This is a genomic window from Geomicrobium sp. JCM 19039 (genome assembly GCF_000698145.1).
In the GTDB taxonomy this organism is placed as follows: Bacteria; Bacillota; Bacilli; order Bacillales; family Marinococcaceae; genus Geomicrobium_A.
The window spans coordinates 53,223-67,312 of the sequence record NZ_BAXB01000003.1 but is presented as its reverse complement, the minus strand read 5'-3'; the positions used below and the strand labels follow the sequence as shown (position 1 = coordinate 67,312).

Genomic DNA, 14,090 nt, shown 5'->3' with positions numbered 1-14,090 from the left:
CTAGACCGTATACATTATACAGAACAGCTGAATGCTCAGCAATCGATTAATCTGTGTCCGAATGCTCTATTTCTGAAGTTTGATCTTTCGGATCTGGGTGATCACTCACTTGGCGACCTTCCTGTTGGCTTTTCTTCAAACGACGAATCTCTTGTTGCAATTTGTACACTTTCAACATTCCCACAGCGCCGACAATCACCCCGCCCATTAATACAGAACCTAAAATGATGAGAATAAGTGGCACTTGGGTTGTGGCAAACATAAAGTCTACCGTTACCGAGTCAACGTTTATCACAGCAAATATTGAGATTAAAAGTGCAGCGATTAAACCGAGAATTAATGTCCATTGGCCTTTCATGTTAAATCACTCCTGCGTTTAGTTTCTCGTTCATCAACATCTAATGGGTTCACGTGGACAAGGACGTCCCGAACCCGATCCTCCTCCATCAGTGTATTCTTTACACGTTTGGCAATGTCGTGCCCTTCTCGAACAGAGATGTCAGGATTCACTACTATTTTAATATCAACAATCACATAATGTCCATGCTCTCTTGCATGAAATTCATCAATTTTTATGAGACCTTCCACTCCGTTTACACGCTCAATCATGTCAACGGTATCTTCCTCATGCAATACATGGTCCAAAGAGTTATGAATCGCATCTCTACCGAGCTTATACGCCATCACCATAACGAGAGCTGCTACAAATACACCAGCAATCATATCTCCATACATGAGCCATGACAGACCAAATTGCGCCCCTAAAAGGGATGCACCGACCCCTACCATTGCCGCGATCGAAGAATACGCATCAGAGCGATGATGCCATGCATCCGTAATGATGGCTTCACTGTTATATTTCTTCCCAAGATGAAGCTTATAACGGAACAACGCTTCTTTTACGATGATCGAAAAAATAATCACATACAGAGCAGCAATACCTGGAACAGGATTTTCAGACCCGATGTCTCCAAGCGTACTGATCGCAATATCTAAACCGATCACGAACAGCAACACACTAACGATAATGGCTGTAATCGATTCTGCTTTCCCGTGGCCATACGGGTGATCTTCGTCTGGTGGGAGCTCGGCGGCACGTACGCCAATCAGCACAGCAAACGAGGTGACGACATCTGCAGCTGAGTGAAGCGCATCAGCAATAAGTGCCCGGCTATTCGCAAACCAACCGACGAAAAATTTTAAAGCGGCGAGGACGATATTAATCCCGATTCCGAGCCAAGCAGCGAAATTAATTTTCTTGAAACGCTCACTGTTTCCATTTTGCATACCGATCGCTCCATTATTCAAAGATTTGATACGTTAAAAACACCCCTCCAATGCTCTCGGAGGGGTATTGTCCTAGTATTCTTCTGCTTCTACCGGCTTATTCTTTTTTCTTTCTAACGAACGATGCTTCATCACTAACCACAATTGTGCGGCAAAGAACAATGACGAATACGTTCCGGCAATAAGGCCAATGACAATCGCAAAGGCGAATGACGTAATCGCTTCACTACCAAACAACCAAATTGCACCCGCAGCAAATAGAACGGTTAGAACAGTGTTAATGGAACGAGTGAGCGTCTGTAACAAACTATCATTCACAACTTTAGCAAGATGGTTAAAGTCTCGAATTTCATCTTCTTTCTTCATGTTCTCGCGGATACGGTCAAACGTAACGATCGTATCATTTATCGAATACCCGACAACCGTCAAGATTGCGGCAATGAACGGGATGTTCACCTCAAGCTGTAAGATGCTAAAGATGGTAAGCACGAATACAGCATCATACAAGAGAGCGGCAACCGCTGCAACACCGTAAAGGAATTCAAATCGAAACGCCACATAAATGACAATTCCGAAGGCAGCGAGTAACGTAGCGATAATCGCGTTTTGCGCAAGCTCACGCCCAATTTGTGGAGAAACGGTACTTACGTTTGGTTCTTCGCCAAATTCATTTGTGAAATACGCCTGTATCTCCCCGACATCTTCTTGAGGCATTGCTCCGATAAATCGAGCAGATGCTTGTTCATTGTTGTCACCCGCAAGTGTAATATCATCAGGTTCAAAACCGCCGGCAGCGATAAAGTGATCCGCTACTTCTTCTTCTGTTAACGGCTCTCCAGCAACAACATCGACACGCGTTCCACTTTCAAAGTCTATTCCGAGGTTGAGACCAACGGTTGAGAGTAAAATCGCTCCAATGAGCGTCATAATGATTGTTAAACCGAAATATTTTTTGCGGTGTTTAATCAGGTCCCAGTTCTTGTTAGCCATATTAAAGTCCACGAACGTCACGCCCCTTTACACCAAATAACCAATATTTACGGTTTAAGGTCCGGCTGTTCACCCATAACCCAAGGAGAACCCTCGAGCCCCAGACAGCCGTAATAAAGCTTGTTAAGATACTCGTAATCAACATGACAGCAAACCCTTGAACGGCACTTGTTCCGAAGTAGAACATGACAGCAGCGGCGATAATGGTCGTAATATTGGCGTCAATGATCGTACCTAGCGCACGACGACTCCCCGCTTTGTATGCTGATTTCACTGATTTACCGTCTTTTAGTTCTTCTTTTATTCGTTCATAGGTAAGAATATTCGCATCAACCGCCATACCGACACCGAGAATTAATGCTGCAATCCCCGGCAATGTAAGTACACCTTGGATGGCATTGAAGAAAATCATTACCAAATAGATGTATACAGAAAGCGTGATCGTTGCAATGACACCCATGAAACGGTAATACGCCAACATATAAATAAACACTAACGCGACACCGATCATGCCGGCGATTAACGTCTGCTCTAATGCTTGTTCACCAAGAGACGCACCGACAGCATTTGAGTACACTTCCTCGAGTGATACAGGAAGGGCACCCGCATTAAGTATGTCTGCTAGAAACTCAGTTTCTTCTAAAGAAAAGTCACCGGTTATCGTAACATTTGTCTCTCTAAGCATTTGAGTAACTTGCGGTGCTGAAAGATAAGCTGGTTCTTCGCTTTGCGCTTCTTCTGCAAATGACATGCCTTCTTCAAAATCCAACCAGATAACGAGTAAGTTTCTGGTGGTGTTTGTTGCGATAATTCCGCAGTAATGTCACCAAACTTGTCACGATCTTGAAGCGTTAAAGCGACAATCGGGGCGTTCGTCTCCGGATCAAACGTCGCTTGTGCCCCGCCTTGACTTAAATCCTCGCCCGTTAATAAGATGTTATCGTCCACATCTCTAAAGGTTAACTCCGCTTCCGTACCGAGCGTGGCCCTTGCTTCTTGTTGGTCCTCAACGCCAGGCAGCTGCACGCGAATTCTGTCTTCTCCTTCTACAGAGATTGCCGGTTCGGATACACCGAGTACGTTTACTCGTTGGTTCAGAGCCGTTGCTGTTGACTGTATATCATCGTCTGTCAACTCTTCTCCATCTTCAGGTTGCAACTGATACAACACTTCAAACCCGCCTTGAAGGTCAAGTCCTAAATTCGTATCTGATGCAACGTCTTCAGCTGTCTGAAAAATCAGCACACCTATAGCGATGACGATGGCGAAAAATGTACCGATTCTCAGCCACTTCTTACCCATTACATGTCCTCCTTCATTAAAAACCAAAAAACCTATCCACTCTCGCAGCCCCTTCAGACACAGTTCACTGAAGATCATCTTCTACGAGCATCTTTTGCACAACATATCTATTATACGAACCCTACTTTTTTACTGTCAATGCCGAAGAACGTCATGAAGTAAGCCTTCTAGCTCATCTTCGGTGTCTTTCGACCATTTCCCCTCACCTTTATACGCTGAAATTGTGACTTTGTTCATATAATCCGTCACATTCAAACGCATAAACACATTCACGAATTGATAGAAAGGGACAAACTCTTCTTCTTTTTGCAACTTCTCTAGCCCTAGCTGCCATACGTCTTCTTTCGTCGCTTCTTTCTGCCCTAGTAAGTGAAACTCATCGGCTTTCAATATTAACACCGGTTCTAAATCATCTCTCCACACTTCAAATTGTTGGGGGTTCACTACGTTCACCTCTCGATTTCTTCCTTTCCGTCACGAGCTTGTCATGCCTGCCCAAAATGCGCATACATATGGAGAAGGACAACCTTACGATTAGATGACAAAAAGGAGGCGTAAATGTCTAAACAAACCTTCTTTGCAGGAGCATTTATCCTGATTATGGCCGGTCTTGTTACCCGTTTGCTTGGTTTTGTCAATAAAATTGTCGTCGCCAGAATTATGGGCGCTGAAGGAATGGGCTTGTACATGATGGCCATTCCAACATTTTTACTGGTCATCACACTCACACAGCTTGGTCTGCCCGTTGCGATCTCAAAGCTCATTGCTGAAGCCGATGCTGTAGGAGATCATGACCGTAAAAAGCGAATTCTAGCAGTAAGTATGGTCGTCACCGGCTCGTTGAGCATCTTGTTTACGACGTTAATTATTTTTCTTGCGCCGGTGCTTGCTGAGTGGTTACTTACCGACACGAGAGCTTTATACCCATTGCTGGCGATTATCCCAATTGTTCCCATTGTAGCACTTTCTGCCGTTTTACGCGGCTATTTTCAAGGAATGCAAAATATGAAACCGATCGCCTACGCTCAGGTGATTGAACAGATAGTACGAATTGCGCTTGTCGCCATTTGTACGAGCACACTGCTTCCTTACGGAATTGAATTCGCCGCTGCCGGTGCGATGATCTCGGCGGTACTCGGTGAACTTGCATCTCTACTGTACGTCATCTACATGTTCAAAAGAAAAAAACCGATGAGAATCCGCAAAAACTTCTCTCAAGCCTTAGTTGGCGGTAAAAAAACGCTACATGATTTAATGACGATCGCTTTGCCAACAACCGGCAGCCGTCTCGTTGGCTCAGTGTCACTATTCCTTGAGCTATCATCGTTGCACAAAGTCTTGCTGCAGCCGGTGTCGCTACGATTTTAGCGACAAGTCAATACGGTGAACTGAGCGGTTTTGTTATCCCGTTGTTATTTTTACCTTCTTTTATTACGTATGGACTTTCTGTATCGCTTGTACCTGCAATCAGCGAAGCCCATAGCAAAGAAGATTACGCTCTCATTCAAAGAAGGCTTCAACAAACGACAAAAGTGGCCTTGTTATCTGGGGGCATCTCCATTGTTATTTTGTACGTGTTTGCGGTTCCTGTGCTTACGCTTATGTATCATGCTCCTCAAGCGGCTGTTTACTTGAAGCTGATGGCGCCTTTTTGCATCTTCCTGTATTTTCAAGGGCCTCTGCAAGCCATTCTACAAGCGCTTAACCTTGCGAAGTCGGCGATGTACAACAGTTTAATTGGTGCTGTCGTCAAACTTTCTGCCATTGCTTTTCTCGCATCTCAACCAGAACTTGGCATGATGGGCGCTGCTCTTGCGATCTGTACGAGCATGGTGCTTGTTACTTTGCTTCATTTTATTAGCGTTTCCCGGGCGGTAGGGTTTACGATCCGTTTTCGTGACTGGACAAACACCGGTATTGTAACGCTTTTATCTGCGGGTGTGGCCATCATGTGCTTTCGTACGTTTGTTACCGCTGAACAAATGCTCGCTGGGACGCTACTGAGCATATTGATTACCGTCGCCGTCTATTTTATCGCCCTTTTCTTATTCGGTTTGCTTCACATCAAGAATATCAGTCGCATTCCGATCGTTCAATCCTTGTTTCGTTCCTAACCTTCGATGCTTAGCAGCGAGAAGTGCCTTCACGCACTTCTCGTTGTCACACCCACCACGCTTATGCATCTGCTTTTATGTTAATCACAAAATTCCCTTCCCGATTCCCAGAACAGACCGCAATTTTTTTCACGTCGTCGTACCCTCTTTTTTTCAATTCTGTCCTCAACCACTCTTCATCTCGACCAATGTGCTGTAATTGGTGCATCTGCATTTCTCCATCAACGATAAATGGAAATGGAAAAATGACTTGCCCAGCATTTTTTGTTGCCTCAATGACAGACAAATCCCCAGATGGTTCAAGGATGGCATAAGCCACTTGCGTGAAATCCGTTAAATCGTGTTGGCGCAACTGCAGCATCAAATCATCAAAATTGTAACGCAAACGTCGCATCGCCTGTTCGTCTACTTTACCATTTTCAATAACAATCGTCGGCTGTCCGTCCAATAGATCCCGAAGCCGGTTGCTTTTTAAAGATATATAGGCCAATACAATTTGCAAACACGCGAGAATGATAATCGGAAACATGCCTTCAATGAGCGATTCCTCCTCAATCCCAGTCACTGCAAATTCGGCAATCATGATCGACACGACAAAATCTAGTAAGGTCAACTCTCCTACTTCTCGTTTCCCCATCACACGTAATGAAATTAAGAGAAAGAAATAAAAAAACAATACACGCCAAAAAATCGAAAACAGATCCAATGTGATCCTCCTTAACAACTTCTTGCCATTATGTTTTCCGTTAGGAGGAATTGCATCCGTAATTTTTTATTCTATATGCTTGTATGACACATAAGCTGTAGAGAAGAAAATGAATCTAATGATTGGAGGCGATCCAGTGGACACCCCATATTTAAAGGCAATTGGCGGTTCTTTTCTCACGATGCTCACGCTCGTCATTGCAAGCAGTCTCATTCTCGCTACGATCCTTCGCTTTAGTTCGTTTACCGAACAATCTTTAGGTGCAGTAACGATTGCCATCACGTTAACGATTACGTTTATTGGTGGGCTCGTCGCCGCCATTCGTGCAGGATCGAAAGGATGGTTGCTCGGGCTTCTGGCAGGGGTTAGTTTTGTACTCCTAGCGCTTAGCATCCAGTTTCTAGGATACGGGACACCCGTAGTCCTATCCCAACTCATCGTATTTTCTCTTTGCATCGTTACGGCGTTGATCGGGGGGATGATTGGCGTATCGATACGATCATCGATTGCGTAAATGAAAAAGACCGACATTCACCACCTGTGTGAATTCGGCCTTTTTTACTTAGTTTTGGTTCATCACTTCGCGAACAGCAGAACGATCATACGTAAGCTTGCGGTTATCATTGACAAGCAGTACAATCTTCTCTTCATCGATCGCATCGATCGTGCCGTGCAGTCCGCCAATTGTAACGATGTCATCCCCTTTTTGAAGGTTTGCATGCATTTCACGCACTTGCTTTTGGCGCTTTTGCTGAGGACGAATCAGCAAGAAATACACAATCGCAAACATCAAAAGTAACATAATAATTGGTTCGATCATTATCATTCACTCCCTTCTCGTAATACAAACATCCTCTGTTAGAAATTCTTCGCATCCGGACGATTAAACCCATATTGTTCAAAGAATGCTTCTTTAAAATCAAGTAGCCTGTCCTCTTTAATCGCCTCACGAACATTCACCATTAAGTTTAGCAGGAAATGCAAGTTATGGTAAGAGGTTAAACGAAACCCGAATGCTTCTTTGCTTTTAATTAAATGTCGAATATAAGCTCGAGAATAATTCTTACATGCATAACACGAACAATTTTCGTCGATTGGACGAAAGTCTCTCGCGTATTCGGCATTTCTAATGACTTTACGCCCCGTAGATGTCATGCACGTACCGTTTCGACCAATCCTTGTTGGAAGCACACAATCAAACATGTCTACCCCACGAATGGAACCATCTATGAGTGCATCTGCTGAGCCTACACCCATTAAATAGCGAGGCTTATTGTCTGGAAGGTGAGGCATCGTCTCTTCAAGAACACGATTCATAACGTCCTTGGGTTCACCGACGGAAAGTCCTCCAATTGCATATCCTGGAAAATCCATGGAAACGAGGTCCTTCGCACTTTGAGCGCGTAGGTCCGGATACTCTCCTCCTTGCACAATCCCAAAAAGCCCTTGCGCTTCGTTTCCTTCATGGGTCGTAAGGCACCTTTCTGCCCAACGGCTTGTACGTTCTACACTCCGCTTCATGTATTCATATGAAGCTGGATAAGGTGGGCATTCGTCAAATGCCATCATAATATCAGATCCAAGAGAATGCTGGATTCGCATCGCTTTCTCTGGAGAGAGAAACAATTTCTCACCACTAATGTGATTGCGAAAGTGCACACCCTCTTCTTGAATGTCACGAAGCTTGCTCAAACTAAACACTTGAAATCCGCCGGAATCCGTTAATATTGGACGATCCCAGTTCATAAAGGAATGCAAGCCACCCGCTTCCTCTATGAGATCTTCCCCAGGTCGCAACCATAGATGATACGTATTGGAAAGGATAATTTGTGCGTTCATCTCTTTCAATTCATCAGGCTCATCATTTTTACAGTCGCAAGTGTCCCTACCGGCATAAACATTGGTGTATCAAAGCTACCGTGCGGCGTATGAACCTTTCCTAACCTTGCCCCTGACTGTTTGCACGTCTTGATGTGCTCGTAATAAACTGCTGACATACAGATCTTAGCTCCTCTTAATAAACATTGCATCGCCAAAACTAAAAAAGCGGTATCGCTGTTCAATGGCCGACGTGTACGCCGCCATAATTTCATCTCGTCCTGCCAGAGCACTCACAAGCATCATTAGCGTGGACTTCGGGAGGTGAAAGTTTGTAATCAAGCTGTTTACCGCTTTCCATTCATACCCTGGATAAATAAAGATGTTCGTCCAACCTGAGCACGGGGCAAACGCTCCGCGCTCACTTGCGATTGTCTCGAGCGTCCGCGCTGACGTTGTCCCACAAGCGATAATTCGGTTTCCATTACGCTTTGCATCATTCAAACGTCTCGCTGTGTCTTCATCCATCTCATAAAACTCTTTGTGCATGTCGTGGTCTTCAATTTTTTCCACAGAAACCGGACGAAACGTACCTAATCCGACGTGCAAAGTAATATAACAGATTTGGACACCTTTTGCACGCAATCTGTTTAACAACGCCTCGGTGAAGTGCAGACCAGCGGTTGGGGCTGCCGCAGCACCCGTATGTGTGGCATACACCGTTTGGTAACGATCGCGTTCTTCAAGCGTCTCAGTAATGTATGGTGGCAGTGGCATTTCACCGAGACTCTCCAATACTTCTAGAAAAATCCCATCATAGGAGAATGAGAGCTCTCTGCCGCCGTGTGGAAGTACGTTTGTACATACCGCTTGCAAACGGCCGTCCCCAAACGATATGGTCGTGCCTTCTTTTACCCGTTTGGCTGGTTTAACGAGTGCTTCCCACGTATCATCACTTTGTTCTTTTAACAACAAACATTCAATGTTTGCACCACCGTTCTCCTTCGTCCCAAACAACCGAGCCGGCAGCACCTTTGTATTATTTAAAACGAGACAATCCCCATCGTTTAACTCTTCTTCAATGTGCGTAAAATGGGTATGATGAAGCGCCCCACCCGGTGTCTCAAGGACGAGAAGCCGCGATTGGTCTCGTTCCTTTAAAGGGGTCTGCGCAATCAATTCTTCTGGTAGTTCAAAATCAAAGTCATCAACTCTCATCGCTATGTTCACTCCTGTTGTTCCTGTAGGTCATCGAAAACGCCCCACAATAAAGAAAATGAGGCTTAACACAATGCTTATTATGATGGATGTAACGATCGGTATATAGACCGTCGTATTTTCACCTCGGAAGAGAAAATCTCCTGGCAGCTTGCCAAGCGGTATAATCTTTCCACCGACCTGCCACAACAGCCCAATACCGATAAGTATCGCCCCAACAATGATGAGCATTTTCGGAAATTGCCCCATCGCTAAACTTCTCCTTGAGACGGCCACCCAAAATGTTCATACGCAAGTGGCGTTAACAATCGTCCCCGTGGTGTCCGTTGCAAAAAACCGATCTGCAAAAGGTAGCTCATACACTTCTTCGATCGTTTCCGTCTCTTCACCTACATTGCTGCCATCGTCTCAACACCTACAGGTCCGCCATTAAATTTGTTAGCGATCATCGTTAATAAGCGCACGTCGTTAGGGTCAAGGCCTAGTCGGTCTACTTGCAGTTGTTCCAATGCTTCTGACGTTTCATCTACGGCAATTGAAGTGACACCGTTCACTTGAGCAAAGTCCCGGACCCGACGAAGCAAGCGATTGGCGATACGCGGCGTGGCACGAGAACGGCGCGCTAATTCAAATGCTGACGCTTCTTCCATATCAAAACTAAGCAATTGACTGCTCCGCTGAACGATACGGGCCAACTCATCCAATGAATAATATTCTAAACGACTTAACACACCGAACCGGTCACGTAACGGTGCGCTTAACATGCCTGCTCTTGTCGTCGCACCAACGAGCGTAAATGGGGGCAAGTCCAGCCGGACTGACTTGGCTTCAGTTCCTTTTCCGATGACGATATCTAAACAGAAGTCTTCCATTGCCGGATATAACACTTCTTCCACCGCTCGATTTAGCCGGTGGATCTCATCAATAAATAGCACATCCCCCGGTTCAAGCGTCGTCAGAATGGCAGCAAGATCACCAGGACGCTCAATCGCTGGTCCTGACGTCGTTTTAATATTTACGTTCATTTCATTCGCAATAATTGCAGCAAGGGTCGTTTTCCCAAGACCTGGAGGACCATATAACAGAACATGGTCCAAACTCTCTTCGCGCATCTTTGCCGCTTCAATGAACACACGTAAATTACGTTTCACTTGCTCTTGACCGATGTAATCATCAAACGAAAGGGGTCTCACCCCTTGGTCTACGCGTTCTTCTTCTGCATTTAATGCCTCTTGAGAGATGACACGATCGTCCATTTTATCCCTCCTAGCGCTCCACAAATAAACGCAGCGCTCTTCTTACGTATTCATCGGATTCAAGGTCTTCGTGTTTTAATGCTTTCTCTGCTTTCTTTACTTCACGCTCACCGTACCCTAATGCCCGGAGCGCATCCATCGCTTCGTCTAATGCATCGTTTGTTAAACGTATACGTGTGTCAGGCTCCACTGAGGCTGCCTGAACAAAATCAAGTTTACCTTTTAGATCAAGAATCATTTGCCTTGCTGTTTTCTTTCCGATACCTGGGAATTTGGTGAGCAGTGTTTCGTTTTCTTCTTCAATGGCCCCGACAACAACTGCAGCATTTCCCTCTGCAAGTACGGCTAGCGCTCCTTTTGGACCGATACCTGATACTTGCAACAAACGGCTAAATAGCACGCGCTCTTCTCTTGTTTTAAAGCCGTACAGCCGAATGGCATCTTCTCTTACGTGCGTATAAATGTAAATCGTAAATAAATCTGCTTCGTTCACTTGATATGTTAAAGGATCTGCGCATAAGACGTGGTAACCGACTCCGTGTACATTCATCGTTACGGATTCATGGTCACGATACACGACAGATCCGTATAAGGATTCAATCACAGACGTTCCCCTCTCCATTCGAGCTAGTTTAAGTGTAGCATAATCGCGAAAAGGATGGGAACATACGTATTCATTGCCAATGGTTAGTCTGCGTTATAATATACATTTTGCACATCATCGTTGTCTTCTAAACGATCAATCAGTTGGTCCATCATCACCCACTGCTCCTCATCCAACGTTGTTGTCGTTAATGGAATCTTCGCCAGGTGATTGTTATCCACTTTGTAACCCGCTGCTTCTAAAGCTAGCTTTACCGCTTCAATATGTTTAGGTTCTGTTGTAATCATGTACTGATCGTCTACAAGTTCAAACTCTGACGCACCTGCTTCAATTGCATCGAGCATTACTTCTTCTTCCTCACCGCTATTAGCAGCAATTTCTAAAATGCCAACATCTTGAAACAAAAAAGCGACACAACCATCCTCTCCAAGATTACCCCCGTTCCTTGAAAATGCATGCCGTAAATCCGCGACGACTCGGTTTTTATTGTCAGTGAGCACTTGTACAAAAATGGCTGCCCCACCAGGTCCATACCCTTCATAAGTCAGTTCGTAATACGTGACATCTTCTTGGTTTCCTGCTGCTTTTTTTATCGTTCGTTCAATATTATCTGCAGGCAAATTCGCAGCTTTCGCTTTTTGAATGGCTTGCCTCAGTCGTAAATTCGTATCAGGGTCATCTCCAGCTGCACGAACAGATGCAAAGATTTCCTTCGTTATTTTCGTGAACACTTTAGCACGTTTCGAGTCTTGCGCTTCTTTTCTACGTTTAATGTTATTCCATTTTGAATGTCCAGCCATTTCGCATGCTCCCCTCCAATTGCACATACTCTAATAAATAAATATAGCACGAATCAAAAAAGCGCAAAAGGAGAACTCTCCTCTTGCGCTTACAATTTTTATCTGCTCCGTTCAAACGGACGCTCTACCATATCCCCAAGGTCGTTTACCATATCGTCAAATGTGGCTCTCGTTTCATCCATCATTTCCCCGCCTGCTCGCTGAACATCATTTGCGATGTTGCGCACATTCGTAAACATTTCTTCATCATCGGTAACGTAGACGGTTCTGTTCGTGTAATCTTCAACTTCATCCTTGATTTTTTCTTTTGTGGAGTCGCTAATGCTATTTCCTTTTATCGCAATGACAATTTGCTCATCGTCAACAACAACATGCGTGTCACTTACCGCTTTCATATCCGTGACAGCTTGATCGATTGTTCTTTCAAGATCATGATGATTGTCACTGTTGTAACGGTCTGTGTGCCCAACATGATATGGGTTTTCGTCGTTATCACCATTCATATAACCACGGTTATTCACCATACCAGGATGGTTTCCAGTTTCTCCGTTATATTTTTGGAAACGTTCTTTGTTCGCATTTCTTTCTGCGTTCGTATAGTGGTCTTTGTCCACTACATCTCTCGCATTATTATATGCCCAAGAACTTCCTGTACGGTCATCCACATTGTGCGTGCTGTCATGACGTTCTGTACGTGTGGTACGGTCATCAACAGTGAGCATATCCGTAATTGGTCCTTCACCACGGTCTCCCCTGTTGCTTCGGTTCATCGCATAATCTTGGTCGGCACCACGGTAATCGTTCACATAGTTCATATCATAAGCAGCCCGGTCATTCGCTGCCTGATTATTGGCATCCCCACAACCTGCAAGGCTTGTTGCTAACAATGTGCAAGCGGCAACCGACAAAGCAAATTTCTTCATAAATGAAACATCCCCCCTTCACAAGTATTTTGTGAAGAAGGGCGTTAAGATACTCCTGTTATTTGGAGGAAGGTCCTCCATTGTTATTCCTCATTGTCCTCATTTGGAAATTGCCAACTCTGTTGAGGCGCAGGCGGTGCACCGTACATCATTGGTGGAGGATAATAGTATCCATACGGATCCACCATTGGTGCATATGTTGCCGGTGCAACGTAACGTGATTGCTCAAACGATTCAGAATAAGGCTGGTTTTCACGATGACCGTAATCATCATCATAGCTTCCTTGGTATTGGAATTCGTATGGCTGATGATACCCGTAACCTTCATTAAAAGGATGCATCTCATAAGGATTGCTTTGTGGTTGAGCGTATGCCGGTGGCATCATTTGATAAGGCGTTGGTGGCATGTACGGGCCACATGGATAGCAATACTGCATTAAATGAGGCGGTATCGGTTGATGGTAGCTCCGTAGTATGGAGGCGGTTCCATACAAGGATGTGCCATTTGCTGTTGATACTGCGGCATTACCGGCGGATAATACGGCACTTCTTCTTGTTTTTGTTCCGGCTTTGGCATTGCTTTTTGTTTCGGCATTTCTTTCATAGCTACAGGTTCTTTTTCCTTTTTCGGTGCCGGTTTTGTCATTTTTGGTGGTACCGTTTGCTTCTTTGCAGGAGCTTTAGCTGGTTGTTTGTATGCTGTTGGTTCTTTTTTCGGTACTTCCATCACTGACTTTTTCATCGGCGGGGGCTTCACAGCAGGCGCTTCTTTTTTCGGCTGTGCTGGCTGTTCTTTTGCGACTGGCTGCTCTTTTTTCGTGTAATCCTTTGCAGGGCCTGCTTTTGATTGAACTTCTTTTTTCGCTTGAACACCTTTACCAGGAATCTTTATTTTCATTCCCGGCATCACCATATCTGGATTGGCAAGCTGCGTGTTCGCTGCTTTAAGCTCTTCAAAGCCGACATCATATTTCTTCGCCAAATTCCAAAGTGTGTCGCCTTTTTGTACAATATGGATCTTCACAATTGTCGTCCCTCCTGTGCATATAATCAGTCCGTCATCATTGATGCT

At 44.8% G+C, this 14,090-nt stretch carries 16 protein-coding genes and 3 pseudogenes; 2 read left to right on the top strand and 17 right to left on the bottom strand.

Annotated elements, in window-relative coordinates; all coding sequences use genetic code 11:
* Positions 1–46: 46 nt before the first annotated feature.
* The 6 genes from JCM19039_RS04490 to JCM19039_RS04475 all read right to left on the bottom strand — a co-directional run bounded on the left by JCM19039_RS04490 (position 47) and on the right by JCM19039_RS04475 (position 4,023).
* Positions 47–358 carry a lipopolysaccharide assembly LapA domain-containing protein gene (locus JCM19039_RS04490; RefSeq protein ID WP_042424333.1) on the bottom strand — a complete coding sequence of 104 codons (312 nt, stop codon included), beginning with the start codon at positions 356–358 and terminating at the stop codon, positions 47–49.
* Complete coding sequence (locus JCM19039_RS04485; RefSeq protein WP_042424693.1) at positions 355–1,287, bottom strand: cation diffusion facilitator family transporter; 933 nt, start codon at positions 1,285–1,287, stop codon at positions 355–357. Before JCM19039_RS04485 ends, JCM19039_RS04490 begins: the two co-directional genes overlap by 4 nt.
* 72 nt (positions 1,288–1,359) lie before the next feature.
* Positions 1,360–2,289 (bottom strand): protein translocase subunit SecF, encoded by a 930-nt coding sequence (gene secF / locus JCM19039_RS24195; protein ID WP_238544920.1) that lies wholly within the window; start codon positions 2,287–2,289, stop codon positions 1,360–1,362.
* Positions 2,279–3,028 carry a protein translocase subunit SecD gene (gene secD, locus JCM19039_RS27090; protein WP_307190157.1) on the bottom strand — a complete coding sequence of 250 codons (750 nt, stop codon included), beginning with the start codon at positions 3,026–3,028 and terminating at the stop codon, positions 2,279–2,281. Before secD ends, secF begins: the two co-directional genes overlap by 11 nt.
* Positions 2,935–3,579, bottom strand: coding sequence for a hypothetical protein (locus JCM19039_RS27085; protein ID WP_307190156.1), 645 nt, complete (start codon positions 3,577–3,579; stop codon positions 2,935–2,937). Before JCM19039_RS27085 ends, secD begins: the two co-directional genes overlap by 94 nt.
* 135 nt (positions 3,580–3,714) lie before the next feature.
* Complete coding sequence (locus tag JCM19039_RS04475; protein WP_042424690.1) at positions 3,715–4,023, bottom strand: post-transcriptional regulator; 309 nt, start codon at positions 4,021–4,023, stop codon at positions 3,715–3,717.
* Between the two features lie 114 nt (positions 4,024–4,137).
* Between JCM19039_RS04475 and spoVB the strand changes: the two are divergent.
* Positions 4,138–5,693 (top strand): annotated as a pseudogene (gene spoVB, locus JCM19039_RS04470) (stage V sporulation protein B).
* A 61-nt stretch (positions 5,694–5,754) separates the two neighbouring features.
* Here the strand turns inward: spoVB and JCM19039_RS04465 are convergent.
* Positions 5,755–6,399, bottom strand: a complete 645-nt coding sequence (locus tag JCM19039_RS04465; RefSeq protein ID WP_042424330.1) for a DUF421 domain-containing protein — start codon at positions 6,397–6,399, stop codon at positions 5,755–5,757.
* Between the two features lie 136 nt (positions 6,400–6,535).
* On the opposite strand from JCM19039_RS04465, the gene JCM19039_RS04460 reads away from it, so the two are divergent.
* The gene (locus JCM19039_RS04460) at positions 6,536–6,913 is read left to right on the top strand and encodes a TIGR04086 family membrane protein (protein ID WP_052398507.1); all 378 of its coding nucleotides are present in this window, start codon (positions 6,536–6,538) and stop codon (positions 6,911–6,913) included.
* Between the two features lie 48 nt (positions 6,914–6,961).
* Here JCM19039_RS04460 and yajC read toward each other — a convergent pair whose 3' ends face one another.
* From yajC to safA, 10 genes and pseudogenes are all read right to left on the bottom strand, one after another.
* The gene (yajC, locus tag JCM19039_RS04455; RefSeq protein ID WP_042403071.1) at positions 6,962–7,225 is read right to left on the bottom strand and encodes a preprotein translocase subunit YajC; all 264 of its coding nucleotides are present in this window, start codon (positions 7,223–7,225) and stop codon (positions 6,962–6,964) included.
* A 32-nt stretch (positions 7,226–7,257) separates the two neighbouring features.
* A pseudogene (tgt, locus tag JCM19039_RS04450) lies at positions 7,258–8,396 on the bottom strand (tRNA guanosine(34) transglycosylase Tgt).
* Positions 8,397–8,403: 7 nt separating this feature from the next.
* Positions 8,404–9,435, bottom strand: a complete 1,032-nt coding sequence (queA, locus tag JCM19039_RS04445; protein ID WP_042424323.1) for a tRNA preQ1(34) S-adenosylmethionine ribosyltransferase-isomerase QueA — start codon at positions 9,433–9,435, stop codon at positions 8,404–8,406.
* Between the two features lie 30 nt (positions 9,436–9,465).
* On the bottom strand, positions 9,466–9,684 hold the full coding sequence (locus JCM19039_RS04440; protein WP_042424320.1) for a DUF2905 domain-containing protein: 219 nt from the start codon (positions 9,682–9,684) through the stop codon (positions 9,466–9,468).
* Between the two features lie 2 nt (positions 9,685–9,686).
* Positions 9,687–10,691, bottom strand: a pseudogene (gene ruvB, locus JCM19039_RS04435) (Holliday junction branch migration DNA helicase RuvB).
* Between the two features lie 10 nt (positions 10,692–10,701).
* Positions 10,702–11,295, bottom strand: a complete 594-nt coding sequence (gene ruvA, locus JCM19039_RS04430) for a Holliday junction branch migration protein RuvA (protein ID WP_042424317.1) — start codon at positions 11,293–11,295, stop codon at positions 10,702–10,704.
* Positions 11,296–11,378: 83 nt separating this feature from the next.
* Positions 11,379–12,095 carry a YebC/PmpR family DNA-binding transcriptional regulator gene (locus JCM19039_RS04425; RefSeq protein ID WP_042424314.1) on the bottom strand — a complete coding sequence of 239 codons (717 nt, stop codon included), beginning with the start codon at positions 12,093–12,095 and terminating at the stop codon, positions 11,379–11,381.
* 98 nt (positions 12,096–12,193) lie between these two features.
* Positions 12,194–13,018 carry a YhcN/YlaJ family sporulation lipoprotein gene (locus tag JCM19039_RS04420; protein WP_042424311.1) on the bottom strand — a complete coding sequence of 275 codons (825 nt, stop codon included), beginning with the start codon at positions 13,016–13,018 and terminating at the stop codon, positions 12,194–12,196.
* 83 nt (positions 13,019–13,101) lie between these two features.
* A complete protein-coding gene (locus tag JCM19039_RS04415) occupies positions 13,102–13,425 on the bottom strand; it encodes a hypothetical protein (RefSeq protein WP_042424308.1) in 324 nt (107 codons plus the stop codon).
* 29 nt (positions 13,426–13,454) lie between these two features.
* On the bottom strand, positions 13,455–14,042 hold the full coding sequence (safA, locus tag JCM19039_RS04410; protein WP_052398506.1) for a SafA/ExsA family spore coat assembly protein: 588 nt from the start codon (positions 14,040–14,042) through the stop codon (positions 13,455–13,457).
* Positions 14,043–14,090 lie beyond the last annotated feature (48 nt).

What these genes read in the sequence shown, in the direction of transcription:
- JCM19039_RS04490 (WP_042424333.1), bottom strand. Translation starts at nt 358, where the DNA reads ATGAAAGGCCAATGGACATTAATTCTCGGTTTAATCGCTGCACTTTTA.
- JCM19039_RS04420 (WP_042424311.1), bottom strand. Translation starts at nt 13,018, where the DNA reads ATGAAGAAATTTGCTTTGTCGGTTGCCGCTTGCACATTGTTAGCAACA.
- JCM19039_RS27085 (WP_307190156.1), bottom strand. Translation starts at nt 3,579, where the DNA reads ATGGGTAAGAAGTGGCTGAGAATCGGTACATTTTTCGCCATCGTCATC.
- JCM19039_RS04485 (WP_042424693.1), bottom strand. Translation starts at nt 1,287, where the DNA reads ATGCAAAATGGAAACAGTGAGCGTTTCAAGAAAATTAATTTCGCTGCT.
- JCM19039_RS04415 (WP_042424308.1), bottom strand. Translation starts at nt 13,425, where the DNA reads ATGCCACCAACGCCTTATCAAATGATGCCACCGGCATACGCTCAACCA.
- yajC (WP_042403071.1), bottom strand. Translation starts at nt 7,225, where the DNA reads ATGATAATGATCGAACCAATTATTATGTTACTTTTGATGTTTGCGATT.
- secD (WP_307190157.1), bottom strand. Translation starts at nt 3,028, where the DNA reads ATGTCATTTGCAGAAGAAGCGCAAAGCGAAGAACCAGCTTATCTTTCA.
- JCM19039_RS04425 (WP_042424314.1), bottom strand. Translation starts at nt 12,095, where the DNA reads ATGGCTGGACATTCAAAATGGAATAACATTAAACGTAGAAAAGAAGCG.
- queA (WP_042424323.1), bottom strand. Translation starts at nt 9,435, where the DNA reads ATGAGAGTTGATGACTTTGATTTTGAACTACCAGAAGAATTGATTGCG.
- JCM19039_RS04440 (WP_042424320.1), bottom strand. Translation starts at nt 9,684, where the DNA reads ATGGGGCAATTTCCGAAAATGCTCATCATTGTTGGGGCGATACTTATC.